This is a genomic window from Corynebacterium sp. HMSC036D03 (genome assembly GCF_001836185.1).
Lineage (GTDB): Bacteria > Actinomycetota > Actinomycetes > Mycobacteriales > Mycobacteriaceae > Corynebacterium > Corynebacterium simulans.
The window spans coordinates 148,357-162,780 of record NZ_KV827749.1; the positions used below are offsets into that span (position 1 = coordinate 148,357).

At 58.8% G+C, this 14,424-nt stretch carries 12 protein-coding genes; 6 read left to right on the forward strand and 6 right to left on the reverse strand.

Going from position 1 to position 14,424, the window contains the following annotated elements; all coding sequences use genetic code 11:
• Nucleotides 1-95: 95 nt before the first annotated feature.
• From dxr to map, 5 genes are all read left to right on the forward strand, one after another.
• Nucleotides 96-1,262 carry a 1-deoxy-D-xylulose-5-phosphate reductoisomerase gene (dxr, locus tag HMPREF2692_RS10350; protein WP_070733337.1) on the forward strand — a complete coding sequence of 389 codons (1,167 nt, stop codon included), beginning with the start codon at nt 96-98 and terminating at the stop codon, nt 1,260-1,262.
• Between the two features lie 15 nt (nt 1,263-1,277).
• Complete coding sequence (locus HMPREF2692_RS10355; RefSeq protein ID WP_062044063.1) at nt 1,278-2,486, forward strand: M50 family metallopeptidase; 1,209 nt, start codon at nt 1,278-1,280, stop codon at nt 2,484-2,486.
• A 125-nt stretch (nt 2,487-2,611) separates the two neighbouring features.
• A complete protein-coding gene (gene ispG / locus HMPREF2692_RS10360; RefSeq protein ID WP_061923181.1) occupies nt 2,612-3,775 on the forward strand; it encodes a flavodoxin-dependent (E)-4-hydroxy-3-methylbut-2-enyl-diphosphate synthase in 1,164 nt (387 codons plus the stop codon).
• A gap of 102 nt (nt 3,776-3,877) precedes the next feature.
• Nucleotides 3,878-5,734, forward strand: coding sequence for a penicillin-binding transpeptidase domain-containing protein (locus HMPREF2692_RS10365; protein ID WP_061923178.1), 1,857 nt, complete (start codon nt 3,878-3,880; stop codon nt 5,732-5,734).
• Nucleotides 5,735-5,813: 79 nt separating this feature from the next.
• Nucleotides 5,814-6,683 (forward strand): type I methionyl aminopeptidase, encoded by an 870-nt coding sequence (gene map / locus HMPREF2692_RS10370; protein ID WP_061923176.1) that lies wholly within the window; start codon nt 5,814-5,816, stop codon nt 6,681-6,683.
• Between the two features lie 172 nt (nt 6,684-6,855).
• On the opposite strand, the gene HMPREF2692_RS10375 is transcribed toward map, so the two are convergent.
• The 4 genes from HMPREF2692_RS10375 to HMPREF2692_RS10390 form a co-directional block, all read right to left on the reverse strand.
• Nucleotides 6,856-7,212 (reverse strand): hypothetical protein, encoded by a 357-nt coding sequence (locus tag HMPREF2692_RS10375; protein WP_070433243.1) that lies wholly within the window; start codon nt 7,210-7,212, stop codon nt 6,856-6,858.
• A 33-nt stretch (nt 7,213-7,245) separates the two neighbouring features.
• Nucleotides 7,246-7,620: a hypothetical protein gene (locus tag HMPREF2692_RS10380; RefSeq protein ID WP_070433242.1), complete on the reverse strand. Its 375-nt coding sequence runs from the start codon at nt 7,618-7,620 to the stop codon at nt 7,246-7,248.
• A 340-nt stretch (nt 7,621-7,960) separates the two neighbouring features.
• Nucleotides 7,961-9,352 (reverse strand): mycothione reductase, encoded by a 1,392-nt coding sequence (mtr, locus tag HMPREF2692_RS10385; RefSeq protein ID WP_070733335.1) that lies wholly within the window; start codon nt 9,350-9,352, stop codon nt 7,961-7,963.
• A gap of 55 nt (nt 9,353-9,407) precedes the next feature.
• Nucleotides 9,408-10,442 (reverse strand): alpha/beta hydrolase, encoded by a 1,035-nt coding sequence (locus tag HMPREF2692_RS10390; protein WP_061923164.1) that lies wholly within the window; start codon nt 10,440-10,442, stop codon nt 9,408-9,410.
• A 317-nt stretch (nt 10,443-10,759) separates the two neighbouring features.
• On the opposite strand from HMPREF2692_RS10390, the gene mqo reads away from it, so the two are divergent.
• Nucleotides 10,760-12,262 carry a malate dehydrogenase (quinone) gene (mqo, locus tag HMPREF2692_RS10395; protein ID WP_061923161.1) on the forward strand — a complete coding sequence of 501 codons (1,503 nt, stop codon included), beginning with the start codon at nt 10,760-10,762 and terminating at the stop codon, nt 12,260-12,262.
• 9 nt (nt 12,263-12,271) lie between these two features.
• Here the strand turns inward: mqo and HMPREF2692_RS10400 are convergent, their stop codons facing one another.
• The gene (locus HMPREF2692_RS10400) at nt 12,272-13,606 is read right to left on the reverse strand and encodes a protein adenylyltransferase SelO family protein (protein WP_070823560.1); all 1,335 of its coding nucleotides are present in this window, start codon (nt 13,604-13,606) and stop codon (nt 12,272-12,274) included.
• A 2-nt stretch (nt 13,607-13,608) separates the two neighbouring features.
• A complete protein-coding gene (locus HMPREF2692_RS10405) occupies nt 13,609-14,424 on the reverse strand; it encodes a PhzF family phenazine biosynthesis protein (RefSeq protein WP_070433308.1) in 816 nt (271 codons plus the stop codon).

Consider the following 14,424-nt stretch of genomic DNA (forward strand, 5'->3'; position numbering starts at 1 on the left):
GTAGTAGTTTAAATCATCCTCGCCGCGTTAGCGAAGAAACACCCCCGGCAATTTCGCTCACCCTATTTTGGCCGCGGCTCGCTAGGGTTGGAGAGGTGAGTACACAGCGCATTCTTATTCTCGGGTCCACGGGCTCCATCGGCACCCAGGCACTGGAAGTTATCGCCGATAACCCGGATAAATTCCAAGTAGTCGGCATCGCCGCGGGCGGTTCCAACCCGCAATTAGTGATAGAGCAGGCCCGTGCTCTCAATCTTTCGTTTGACCACGTGGCGGTGGCTAGTGAGCAGGCTGCACGCGAAGTCTCCGCAGCCTTGGGAGGCCCGGTGCGCACGGGCGCGGATGCCGCTGAGCAGTTGGTGCGCGAAGTCGAAGCAGACAAGGTGCTCAACGCCTTGGTGGGCTCGATGGGCCTGCGCTCTACCATCGCCACGCTGGAGCAGGGGGCGTTTCTTGCTCTGGCCAATAAAGAATCTCTGGTGGCCGGCGGCCATATTGTCACCCGCATGGCAAAGCCGGGCCAGATCATCCCGGTCGATTCCGAGCATTCCGCCATGGCGCAGTGCCTGCGATCCGGCGCGGAAGGGGAGCTGGACAAGCTCGTGTTGACGGCTTCGGGTGGCCCTTTCCGTGGCCGCACGCGTGAGGAGATGTGGGACGTGACCCCGCAGCAAGCGGCGCAGCACCCCACGTGGTCCATGGGGCAGATGAATACGCTTAATTCCGCGACCTTAATTAATAAGGGCTTGGAGCTTATCGAGGCAACCTTGCTCTTCGACATTGCCCCCGAGCGCATCGACGTTACGGTGCACCCGCAGTCCATCATTCATTCCATGGCTACTTTCAAGGATGGCTGCACCATTGCTCAGGCATCGCCGCCTTCGATGAAGCTGCCGATTTCCCTGGCGCTGGATTGGCCGCATCGCGTGCCCGGTGCGCAGCCGGCACTCGATTTTTCCAAGGCGCACGATTGGCACTTTGAGCCGCTTGACGACGCCGCGTTCCCCGCCGTTTCCCTTGCCCGTGCCGCGGCGGAGGCGGGTGGCACGCATCCGGCGGTCTACAACGCCGCGAACGAGGAGGCTGCGGCGGCTTTCTTGGCAGGCCGCATCCACTTCCCAGAGATCGTCGACGTGGTTGACAAGGTCGTGGGGGAGGCCTCCCAGTTCGCTGGTGTACCCTCATCCGTCGATGATGTAATCGCCGTTGAGGGCGAGGCCCGCCGGCGCGCAAACGCGTTGGTGGACACTTTGGCTAACTAGAAAGCTTTCACCACTATGGCAAATATCCTGGGCATCGTTTTATTCGCCCTGGGAATCGGTATCACCGTTGCTTTGCACGAGGCTGGACACATGTTCAGCGCTCGTGCTTTTGGCATGCGTGTGCGCCGTTTCTACATCGGCTTTGGCCCCAAGATCGCGAGCTTTACTCGCGGGCACACCGAGTACGGCCTAGCGGCCTTCCCGGTGGGCGGTTTCTGCGACATCGCGGGCATGACGGAACAAGATGACTTCCTCACGGAGGAGGAAGAGCCGCATGCGATGTACAAAAAGCCGGCATGGCAGCGCGTCATCGTGATGGCTGGCGGCATCATGGTCAACCTCTTTTTGGGTTTTGTCATCTTGCTGCTCATCGCCATGACGGCGGGCATTCCGAACCCGGATGCAGACGTGCGCCCACGAGTGGGCGAGGTGGTTTGCTCGGCAGAGCAGAACCAGCAGGGCGAGTTTGCGGACTGCCAGGGCGAGGGGCCTGCGGGCAAGGCTGGAGTGAAGGTCGGCGACATCGTCGTGGCCTTGGACGGCAAGCCTTTGGAAAGCTTTGCGCAGCTGCGTGAGGAGGTCTTCCCGCGCCCGGGGGAGAAGGTGCAACTCGAGGTCGAGCGCGATGGCCAGCACAAGACGCTGGAGATCACTCTGGATTCGGTCAAGCGTTTGAATCAGGAGGGTGCGCTTGTCGACGCCGGCTCCATCGGCCTGGTCAACCAGACGGTAGATACCACGGAAAAGCATGACTTTATCGGCGCCTTCCCGGCCACGGCGCGTTATGCGGGCTATGTCTTAGACGCGACTGTCGACGGCATCATTCAGTTCCCGGCCAAGGTACCTGGGGTAGTGGCCTCCATCTTTGGTCACGAGCGCGATGTCAACGGTCCGATGTCCGTGGTTGGCGCTTCCCGGGTAGGCGGCGAGCTGGTGGAGCGTAGCCTGTGGTCGACCTTCTTCATGATGCTGGCGACGCTGAACTTCTTCCTGGCTTTGTTCAACCTCATTCCGCTGCCGCCTTTTGATGGCGGTCACATTGCGGTCATCATTTATGAAAAGATTCGCGACGCCATCCGCCGCTTGCTTGGCAAGGAGCCGAAGGGTCCGGCCGACTACACAGCCTTGATGCCTATTACTTATGCCATCGCGGCCGTGCTGATGGTGGTTGGTGCGCTCATCATCGTCGCCGATGTGGTCAACCCGATCCGCCTCTTCGGCTAAGCCTCTTCGGCTTAGCGCTATTGCTCGCCTCGGGCGCAGGGCGGGCAAGAGGCGCACCACTTAGCGGTGCTAAAGTGGTGACGTTAAATCCCCATTTAAATTCCATGCTTGGTTAAGGAGCATTCATGTCGACCCCAATCGGTCTTGGTATCCCAGACGGCCCACCTCCTACCTTGGCTCCGCGACGCAAAACGCGTCAGCTTTTCGTAGGCCCTGTTGGCGTTGGCTCCGAGCACCCGATTTCGGTGCAGTCCATGACCACCACCAAGACCCACGACGTTAACGCCACGCTGCAGCAGATTGCGCAGCTGACCGCCACCGGTTGTGACATCGTGCGCGTTGCTTGCCCGAAGCCAGTCGACGCCGAGGCGCTGCCTGCGATTGCGAAGAAGTCGCCGATCCCGGTCATCGCGGATATCCACTTCCAACCGAAGTACATCTTCCAGGCCATCGATGCCGGCTGCGCGGCTATCCGCGTGAACCCGGGTAACATCAAGGAGTTCGACGGCCGCGTCAAGGAAGTTGCTAAGGCAGCCGGTGACGCTGGCATCCCGATCCGCATCGGCGTCAACGGCGGTTCCCTGGATAAGCGCCTGCTCGAAAAGTACGGCAAGGCCACCCCAGAGGCTCTCGTCGAGTCCGCTATCTGGGAGGCTGGCCTCTTTGAGGAGTATGGCTTCGGCGACATCGCAATTTCCGTGAAGCACTCTGACCCAGTCCTGATGGTTGAGGCTTATCGCCAGCTGGCTGCGAAGACCGATTACCCGCTGCACCTCGGCGTTACCGAGGCAGGCCCGAAGTTCATGGGCACCATCAAGTCCTCCGTGGCTTTCGGCGCCCTGCTTTCTGAGGGCATTGGCGATACCATCCGCGTTTCGCTTTCTGCCGATCCGGTTGAGGAAATCAAGGTTGGTGACCAGATTCTGCAGTCGCTAAACCTGCGTCCACGCAAGCTGGAGATCGTCTCCTGCCCGTCCTGTGGCCGTGCCCAGGTGGACGTTTATAAGCTCGCCGAGGAAGTTACCGCCGGTCTCGAGGGCATGGAGTTCCCGCTGCGCGTGGCTGTTATGGGTTGTGTTGTTAACGGCCCAGGTGAGGCTCGCGATGCTGACTTGGGTGTTGCTTCCGGCAACGGCAAGGGCCAGATCTTTGTCAAGGGCGAGGTCATCAAGACTGTCCCTGAGTCCCAGATTGTGGAAACCCTCATCGAGGAAGCAATGCGCATTGCTGACGAGGAAGGCTTGGAGGCCGTCGAGGGTGCCAAGGCTGAGGTCCGCGTAACCCGCTAGAGCCCACAGAAAACTCAGCATAAAACACGATAAAAATTGTCCGCTTCACACTTCGGTGTGGGGTGGACTTTTTGTCTCTTTCGGCTGCTAGTATGCCGAAACATGAGAAAGATGGTGGCGCTGCTATGTGCGGCTTCGTTTGGGGCTAGCTCGCTGGTGGCGTGCACGCCGAAACCTGTTTCGGCGGAGCCTGTTGCGGAAAAATTCATCGCGGACATGGAAGCCCGCAACAACGATGAGCTGGCAACGCTGGTGGATAATCCGGACGCCACCACGTCTACGCTGGATGCCACCTACTCGGGCCTGCAGGCAGAAGGTCTTGATATTGAGCTTGGTGATGTAACCCAGGATGACTCGCACGCCACGGCCAAGTACAAGGTGACGTGGGATCTGCCCAAGGACCGCACCTTGAGCTACGACACCGAGATGACCTTGACCAAGAAGGACAAGGACTGGCAGGTGCGCTGGCAGCCGAGCCTGGTTCACCCGAACTTGGGAGCGCATCAGCACTTGGAGTTGCGCGCCATTGACGCCAAGCGTGCGAGCGTGGTTTCCTCCGACGGCGTGGAGCTACTATCGCCGGGCCTGCAGTACCGCGTGGTGGTGGACAAGGAAAAGGCGGGGGATATGCGCCCGCTGGCTGCCAAGATTTCAAGCGCGTTGAACCAGGCGCATGCCCAGGACGATTCCGTGCCTGAGAAGGACGCGGGGGAGTTAGCTAAGGAGCTGGAGGGCTCTGAGGGCAATAGCTACTCGGTGACGATGCTCAATGAGGCCCAGGCGGAGCAGGTGCGCCCGCAGTTGGAGCACATCGAAGGCGTGCGTTTGAACGAGGAGCCTGCGATGGTGACGAGGGAGACGGGCCTGGCCCCGGATATCCTGGCGCGCGTGCGCTCGATTGTTTCGGATGAGGTCGAGGGCAATTCTGGTTGGTCTATTTCGGTGGTCAATGAAAACGGTGCCGCGCTTAGCGACGTCGAGCTGCATCAACCCGAGGAATCTCCCTCCATTCGCGTTGGCTTGGACTACAATGTGCAGCGCGCGGCCCAGGAAGCGGTGAACATGCGCGCTGACTCCGAGGCGATGCTCGTTGCCATCCGCCCCTCCAACGGTGAGATCCTTGCCGTTGCGCAGACTGAGCAGGCAGACAAGAAGGGTGATATCGCGCTGCAGGGTCAGTTCCCTCCGGGCTCGGTGTTCAAGATCATCACGGCCTCGGCCGCGGTGGATAAGCAGGGCGCTACGGCGGATACCATCGTCCCGTGCCCGGGCACGATGAATCTGTTTGGCCGCACCGTCACCAACTACAACGGCTTTTCGCTGGGCAGCGTGCCGATGCGCCAGGCTTTTGCACAGTCTTGTAACACCACCTTCGCTGAGGTCTCGACCAACTTGAAGGAAGGCGAGCTGGCGAAGACGGGCAAGGAGTTCGGCCTGGGCATTGATTACGACATCCCGGGGCTGACCACTATCACGGGCTCCATTCCAGAGGGCAAGACTCCGTTGGAGCGCACCGAAGCAGGATATGGCCAGGGCGCGGACTTGGCTAGCCCGTTCGGCATGGCCTTGGTTTCTGCAACGGTGGCGGCCGGCAAGACGCCGATGCCGACTCTGCTGTCGAACCACAAGACGAAGGCGTCTGAGGACGCCCCGGCACCTGACCCGCACGTGCTGGAGAATGTCCGCGACATGATGCGCGCGGTGGTCACCGGCGGTACTGCATCGGGCATGAAGGCCGGCGGCACCATTTACGGCAAGACCGGTGAGGCTGAGATCAACGAAGGCTCCCACGCCTGGTTCACAGGCTACCGCGAAGATGACATCGCCTTCGCCACGCTCGTTGTCTTGGGCGGTGGTTCCGATACCTCGGTCAACATCACCGACAACTTCCTGCAGAAGCTCGACGCTTACCGCGCCGAGGGCAACGGTTCGGCGCCCGCGCCACAAGAAGGCGAATAGAACGCACAAAACCCAGCTCTAGCCGCAGCACTTAACCTGGTTAGCCGCGGGGTGGGGAACAGGACTAACATGGTCAAACATGAGTAATCGCGCAAAATTGACCCCTCAGAAGCCCACCCCGATCCGTACCGTTCCGGATTCCATTGAGCGCCCGGAGTACGTCTGGAAGGAAACCGTCCAAGAAGCAATGGGTGAGCCTTTCGTTCAGACCCCTGAGACCATTGAGGCCATGCGCGAGGCATCCAAGATTGCCGCTAACGCCCTGCAGGAGGCCGGTAAGGCTGTCGCTCCTGGCGTTACGACTGATGAGCTGGACCGCATCGCGCATGAGTACATGCTGGATCATGGTGCATACCCTTCGACGCTGGGTTACATGGGCTTCCCGAAGTCCTGCTGCATCTCGCTGAACGAGATCATCTGCCACGGTATCCCGGATAGCACCGTGATTGAGGATGGCGACATCGTAAACATCGACGTCACCGCATTCAAGAATGGTGTCCACGGTGATACCAACGCTACCTTCCTCTCCGGAAACGTTTCTGAGGAGCACAAGCTCCTCGTTGAGCGCACCCACGAGGCAATGATGCGCGGCATTAAGGCGGCAAAGCCAGGCCGTGAGGTTAATGTCATTGGCCGCGTTATCGAGTCTTACGCCAACCGCTTTGGCTACAACGTTGTCCGTGACTTCACCGGCCACGGCGTTGGCCCTACCTTCCACAACGGCCTCGTGGTTCTGCACTACGATTCCACCACGTACCGTGACATCCTCGAGCCAGGCATGACCCTTACCATCGAGCCGATGATCAACCTCGGTTCCCTTGATTACGAAATCTGGGACAATGACTGGACCGTGCAGAACGTTGACGGCAAGTTCACCGCACAGTTCGAGCACACCCTCGTCATCACCAACGACGGCGCCGAAATCCTCACGCTGCCAGACGAGAACTAACCGAAGCTAGAAACCTAAGCCAACACTATATAGTGGCGCCCTCCATCTTGGAAGGCGCCACTTTTTCTATCTGACCCGACTCAATACTGAGCCCAGATACGCGAAAAGCGCTCCGTCCCCAAAAGGGGAGGAGCGCCAGCGCTTTGAAAGTCCTAGAACCTTCTACCGTGAATTAGCGGCGGAAGATTGGGTCCAGGATGTGCTGCGGCAGGATGCCGGTGTAGACAGCCTGGTTGTAAGCAGCGATCAGGCCACCGATAGCAGCAACGATGCCAGCAGCGATGGTGCCATCGCGCCAAACGAGGGACCAGGGTGCGTCGTTGTTCTCGTCATTGGTCTCCTTGCCAAGAAGATCGGTGCCGACAACCTCTTCATCAGCCTTCAGCCAGTCACCGAGCTTGGAGGAACCAGAGAAAGAGGAGGTCTGGGACTGGGTGTCAGGCTCTGCTGCGGACGCAGCGGAAACGCCGCCGAAAGCGACGGTGGTAGCAGTTGCGAGTGCAACAGCAGCGGTACGGAAGTTACGCATTATTTTGCCTTTCGGAATTCTTGATAGTGCTGATTAGCGAGCGAACGGGCCGTGAACGATGAAGTTGTAAACAGGGCCGATGACGCCGCCAACGAGAGCGCCGATGCCGCCAACGATGGTTGCAGCGTAGAGAGCCTTAGCCCATGCCGGAACTGCGGAGAAGTCCTTGGAGGAACCAAAGATGTCGCGGCCATTGGTGGCCTGATCGTTCTCGAGATCGATCTTGGAAGACAGGGAGCCTTCGCCCTTGGTCTCGCCTTCGGAGTTTGCCAGGTCGTTGGAAGAACCAGCGAAGATTCCGTCGTAGGAGGAACCGTCAGCGGTCTCAGCAGCGGAAGCAACGGTGGTGCCGCCGAATGCTACAGCGATTGCGGTTGCGCCGGCGAGGGCTGCATTGCGGATACGCATATCAAAAATCCTTAAATGTCGTACTTGCAAGGCTTTCGATGGAAAACCTAAGTGTTTTGTGGAAACTACTTCCGAAATTGCTTTCAGAGCATTTCCAGAAACACACGGTCGCCGGTTTAATATCGGCTCGAGCCGGTGTCCTCAATCAAGTTAGCCCATATGCACTTAAATTGCACGTCACGTCTGTAATTTGATTTAGAAAGTTTTCGGGGCTGCCCCCGAAACCTATCGGATTTACAACGATGGATTTCGGGATGGTCCCCGCGCTCAAGTGGGCAAACTCTCTTTCTGGGGCTTCCCCGTGGGGGTGATTGTGATGTTGGTCACGTAATGCAGTCATTTACCAGTTTAATCCAAGGACTGCGTTTTCTACGAGCTCTGGCAGAGCTGGATGGACCCAGTATTGCTTCCGAGCAAATGTGCGCATGTCAACGTCGTAAACCATGGCGGTGATGAGTTGCTGGATTAGCGTCGATGCTTGGGGTCCCATTAGGTGTGCGCCTAGTAGGCGGCCGGTTTCTTTGCAAGCGATTAGCTTACAAATTCCTGAATTATCTTCCATGGCCCATCCATAGGCAACATCCCCGTAGTTCTGAACCTTAACGGTAATGTTGTACCCCTGTTCGAGGGCTGCTTCCTCCGTTAGACCAACGCTCGCGATCTGCGGATGGGTGAAAACAGCCGCCGGGACGTGCTCATGCGGCATAGCCTGAAGCTCCTCAGGGTGAAGGAGGTTGTGCTGCACCGTGCGCATCTCTGCATTCGCAACGTGCTTGAGCATGTAGGGAGACGAGACGTCGCCAAGCGCCCAAACGCCCTCCACGGAGGTGCGGCCAAACTCGTCGACCTTGATGCGGCCGTCCTCACGGATCTCAATGCCTGCCTTGTCCAAGTCCATCAAGTCGCCGTTTGGTTTGCGGCCCGTTGCCACCAAGATTGCCTCGGCCTCAACTGTGGAACCATCCTCCAGTGTCAGCGCTACACCTTCCGCAGTCTCCTCCAGTCTCTGGGCATTCGCGATGCGAACATCGAAGCGCTCACGGGCGAGCTTGTTGAAGCGCTCCACAATGTCGTGGTCCAGGTGGCGCAGGAGCTTCTCGGAACGGTTGACCACCGTGACCTTCGTACCAAGACCATCGAAGACGTGGGCAAACTCCATGGCAATGTAGCCGCCGCCCACGATAATCAGGCTCTCCGGCTGCTTAGGCATGCGCATGATGTTCTCGTTCGTATAGAACTTCACGCCGGAATCCTTGTATACCGCAGGAATAGATGGGCGAGAGCCCGCCGCAATGACGACCTGCTCGCCAGTAATGACTTCATCGCCCACCGCAATTGCCTTGGGGCCTAAGAACGTGGCGTGCTTGTCAAAGACCGTAATATTCGGCGTCTCATCGCCGCGTCGGTAAGCCTCGCCGCCCTCGGCAATCTTGTCGATGCGGTTGACGAAGACGCGCTCAATAATGGATTCCCAGTCCACATTATTTACCTGCGCATCAATTCCCAGGCGCTTTCCCTCTTTCGCTGCGTGCGCCAAGTCGGCTGCGTAGACGTACATCTTCGTCGGAATGCAACCCACGTTCAAGCAAGTGCCGCCAAAGGTTCCTTCCTCGACGATTGCGATCTTCTTATCCTCGAAATCCTCCGAAGGAATCGAGTTGCCGGAACCGGTACCGATAATGATCAGGTCGAAGCGTTCAGCGCCCGGGAAAGTGGAATCTTGCGAAGTCATTTTTCTCCTTATTATTTAGGAAACGTTTAGGGTGCCTTTATTCAGTTTGTTTTAGCTAGGGTTTGAGTATGCCCGGCAACCATTCATCGACTACGTGGAAGGCCTCGTCGCGGATCGGCTCCCGAGACAAGAACACGTCATGGCGCGCGCCCTCAATCGGGTGCAACGTGTAGTGCGTGCCCAGCTCCTTGGCCCAGCGCTGCGTTTGCTTGACATCAATTACCGCGTCCACGTAGTTGATTTCCTCCGAATACGGTGCAGTGAAATTCGACTTGGTAGACGTCAGCGTCAGGATTGGCACACCGACATCGATGCGGCCGGAGTGGATGGCGTCGAATGCCTTAAACACCGCGCGGATCCATCCCATATATTTCTTGTGGCCCGCCAGGGGCTTCTTCTCAAGGTCATAGTTCCACTCGCCATAGCGGCTGGAATGGATGGAATCACCGAATGCCGTGAGATTGCCGCCGTAAAGCGGAAGAGTGGGGGCGAGCTTGCCCAAAGCGAAGATGGCTGGTTTGAGCACCGTGTAAGCCGGCTTCGGCACACCCATCATGTCAAGCCATGGGCTATTGAGGATAAGCCCTGCAATGCGGTTGTGGCGCTGCTCGTCGCAACGGCGCAACTGGTCAAGCCACAGCGGAAGGATGCAACCCGCGGTGGAGTGGCCCAAGAACACGACCTTGTCCTGCGGGAGGGCGTCGAGTGCCGCGTTTAAGTCCAAAAAGTAGTGGTGCATGTTCGTGATGTAATGCCACTTCTGGTTCGGCTTCCGGGAGCGGCCGCACTTGCGAAGATCGAGGGCGTAGAACGCGTAACCCTTCTCGTGGAAGTGCTTTGCCACGTGCGCCTGGAAGAAGTAATCGGTCATGCCGTGAACCCACACGACGGCGACCCGGCTATCTAACCCGGTGTGCTCGGCGTCTTGTCGGTCCGTGGCTTCGTCGGCGTCGTTCGCGGTGCCTGTATAGCGAATCAAGGTGGCCTCGACTTCGCCTTCGCCGTCGGGGTCGGCGCCTAGGGGCAAGGCCGCGGCTTGGAAACCCGTGCCCAAAATGTCTTGTTTCCATTGCAGAGTTGACTCAGTCATATGTACAGTCTAGGCAAAGTGGGGTGATACGGACTGTGAAAAACGGACATTTTCCCGGTTGAAGAATCCCAATTTCTACATTCAGGGCGTATGGTGGTTTGGTAATGCGTGACGCGTCCCTTGTTATGTGCCGTTGTCAGCGACAAAGGATTAGGGCAGTTGCCTGGCCTTTGCGTGACCAAAGCCGCCGCGGGCTTTGTTCTCCTGATAGTGGAATGTAAAAGGTGGGCGAGAACGTAAGACACTAAAGGCTCTTGTTCACCAGCGAGAGCTTTGTCCAGGAGCAATAACTTTCAATCTGAAGAGGTAATAGCAAGGTGTCCTCCGACAAGAAGACAGCACAAGTTGTAGATGAGGTAGATGTAGCCCTCGTAGGCGCCGGTATCATGAGCGCCACCCTGGGCGCTATGCTCCGCGAGCTGGAGCCAAGCTGGACCCAGATGGTCTTCGAGCGCCTCGATGGACCTGCTCTGGAGTCCTCCTCCCCATGGAACAACGCTGGTACCGGCCACTCTGCGCTGTGCGAGCTGAACTACACCCCAGAAAAGAACGGTCGCATCGACATTTCTAAGGCTCTGGGCATTAATGAGAAGTTCCAGGTTTCTCGCCAGTTCTGGTCTCACCAGCTCAACAACGGCATCCTGACCGATCCGAAGGCATTCATCAACCCGGTCCCACACGTGTCCTTCGCACAGGGCTCCATCCAGGTTGATTACCTGAAGCGCCGCTTCGAGGCCCTCAAGGACAACCACATGTTCCCGAACATGCAGTTCTCCGACGACGACGCAGTATTCCAGGAGAAGCTGCCGCTGATGTCCGAAGGCCGCGACTTCAACTCCAAGAAGGTTGCAATTTCTTGGACCGAGGCAGGCACCGACGTAAACTTCGGTGCACTGACCAAGCAGTTCTTTACCGCTGCAAAGGCTTCCGGCACCGAGATCCGTTACGGCCACGAGGTCGTTGACATCAAGCGCGACGGCTCCACCTGGAAGGTTTACGCCAAGAACCTGCACACCGGTGACTACTCCGTGGTCCGCGCGAAGTTCGTCTTCGTTGGTGCTGGCGGATACGCACTCAATCTGCTGCGCAAAGCAGGCGTCCGCGAGGTCTCCGGCTTTGCTGGCTTCCCAGTTTCCGGCCTGTGGCTGCGTTCCAAGAACCCTGAGCTGGTCAAGCAGCACCACGCGAAGGTGTACGGCAAGGCTGCCGTCGGCGCTCCTCCGATGTCTGTTCCGCACCTTGACACCCGCGTCATCGACGGCGAAGAGGGCCTGCTGTTCGGCCCATACGGTGGCTGGTCTCCGAAGTTCCTGAAGAAGGGCTCCTACCTCGACCTCTTCAAGTCCATCCGCCCGGACAACATTCCTTCCTACCTCGGCGTTGCCGTGCAGGAGTTCGGCCTGACCAAGTACCTGGTTTCCGAGGTTCTCAAGGACTTCGACAAGCGCGTCGAGGCGCTGAAGGAATACGTTCCTTCCGCAGACCCAGCAGACTGGGAGACCGTCATCGCCGGCCAGCGCGTTCAGGTCATCAAGCCGGCCGCTGCACCGCACTTCGGCTCCCTCGAGTTCGGCACCACCCTCGTTAACAACCCAGAGGGCAACATCGCCGGCCTACTCGGCGCTTCCCCGGGCGCTTCTATTACCCCGGCCGTCATGATCGAGCTGCTTGAGCGTTGCTTCGGCGAGAACATGATCCAGTGGGGCGACAAGATCCAGGAGATGATTCCTTCCTATGGCATCAAGTTGGCCAAGGATAAGAAGCTCTACGACGAGATGTGGGACTACACTCAGAAGACCCTCAAGCTCGACGAGAAGTAAAAACTTCGCCTAAGTTCCGCAGTACGTCCGGTAGCCCTCAAGGTTGCCGGGCGTTTCGTATTTGGCGTTGGGCGCAAACGGGCGAGTAATGGCGTCCAAGAATTCTTGGAAGGCGTCAATGTCGAGCAGCGCTTCCTCCACGTTGTGCGGGCGCGGGATGATCCGCGGAACAGTACTGTTCTTCTGGCCGCCGGGCGGATTCGTCGGCTGCGTACCGTGCAGCTTCTCCCACAGCTCTAGGTTGGCCAGCGTGAAGTCCGGCTGCTTTTCTACCAGCTCGGTGAAGTACTCACTGCGGAGATTAGCGTGCTTGCTAGCGCTGACTTCAGCATCGGTGCCGATGCCAAAGCGCTTGACGAAGTCGCGCTCAAGTTGAGAAGCGAAGCGCTCGTGGTAGCTGTTGATGGTTTCTTGGGCGAAGTTGATGGCCTCGTTGGGGGAGGCGTCGAAAAGCGGCAACATGCTCTCCGCCAGACGCGCGAAGTTCCAGCCCAGGAAGTCGGGCTGGTGTCCAAAGCGGTAACGACCGCGGGTATCGATGGAGCTAAAGCAAGTATCAGGATCGTAGGTCTCCATGAAGGCGCACGGTCCGTAGTCGATGGTCTCGCCAGACAGGGTGGTGTTGTCCGTGTTCATCACGCCATGGATGAAACCTACGTGCTGCCAGGCTACGACCGTAGCAATCTGGGCGTCGAGGGCGCGGGTAAACAGCTCCTTGTAGCTCGCGCCAGGGTAATGCCGGGCGATCGTGAAATCCGCCAGCTGCTGTAGCTGGCCTGTTTGCGCCGCGTAGTGGAAAGAACCGATGCGGATGTGGCTGGCAGCTACTCGCACCAAGATGCCGGCTTCCTCCTCCACCTGGCGCTGGATGCGCCGGCCAGTAGAAAGGACCGCTAGCGAGCGCGTCGTCGGAATGCCCAGCGCGTGCATCGCCTCCGAGAACAGGTACTCGCGCAACATAGAACGGACTGTTCCGCGCCCGTCAGCCCCAGGGCGCGAGTACGGGGTAGGGCCGGTTCCCTTCGCATGGAGATCGCGCAGGCCTTCCGGAGTCTCGATTTCACCCAGTAGTAAGGCGCGGCCGTCGCCCATGCGCGGATTGAATTGGCCGAATTGGTAACCGGCATAGGCCATCGCGTGTGCCGGGCTATCCTCGCTGCGCCCGCAAAGGAAATCGATTCCAGCGGGGCTGCGCAGCCACTCTGGGTCGAGGCCCAGCTCAGTAGCTAGATCCTCGTTCAAGATGAGCAGGCGGGGCGCAGGTTGCTGCTCGCCGCGGCTTTCCCGCGCCATGCCGGGAAGGTGCTTAGCAAAGGTGTGGTGCAGTTCGAAGGGAAGTGACATGCCTAAACCTCCAAGCTTCCGCGAACTCGTACGTGGACGTTTCCACCGACCCAGACATTAGCGCCGTCGTCAGTAATATGCACCAAGCCGTTCCTGCCAAGCTGGCTGCCCTGCCGTGCGGTGTAACTAGCCGGTACCAGGCCCCGCTCGCGCATGAATTGGGCTGCCGCGCCGTTGAGAGATCCTGTGACTGGGTCTTCGAAACTAGGGGTAAATGCCCGTATCTCGTAGAGCGGTTGACCTGCTTGTTGAGGGGACTCAAGTCCCACGACACCGACCTTGATGTCGCGCGCGTTGTTGGGCTGCAGTGTGCGGACCGCGGCGGCGTCGCGAAGCTGCACCAGGCGCCAGCCGGGGCCGTTGTCTGCCCATGCGGCGTCGTAGATTTCGGCCTCATCGATGCCGAGTGCTGCGGCGGACTCGCTCAGCTCGGCCGCGCTCAATGGCCCAGATTTGTAAAGCGCGGGGGTGGCAAAGGAAAAGACTTCCCTTTCTTCCTTGATGTCTACCAGCCCAACGCCGCATTCCTGAACGAGGTCGCCTGTATGTCCAGTGAGCTCGCAGAACACCCGTGCTGTGCCCAACGTGGGGTGACCTGCGAAAGCGAATTCTTCGTGCGGCGTGAAGATACGCACCCGGTAGTCAGCGTCTGCGGTCGTAGGGCGCAACAGGAACGTCGTCTCCGAGAAGTTGATCCAGTTAGCAATGCGCTGCATCTGCTCGGTCGAAAGCTCATCCGCCCCGGCGATGACAGCTAGTGGATTGCCGCTAAAGGCCGTGGTGGCGAAGACATCGACTTCGAAGTAATCAAGGTGCAT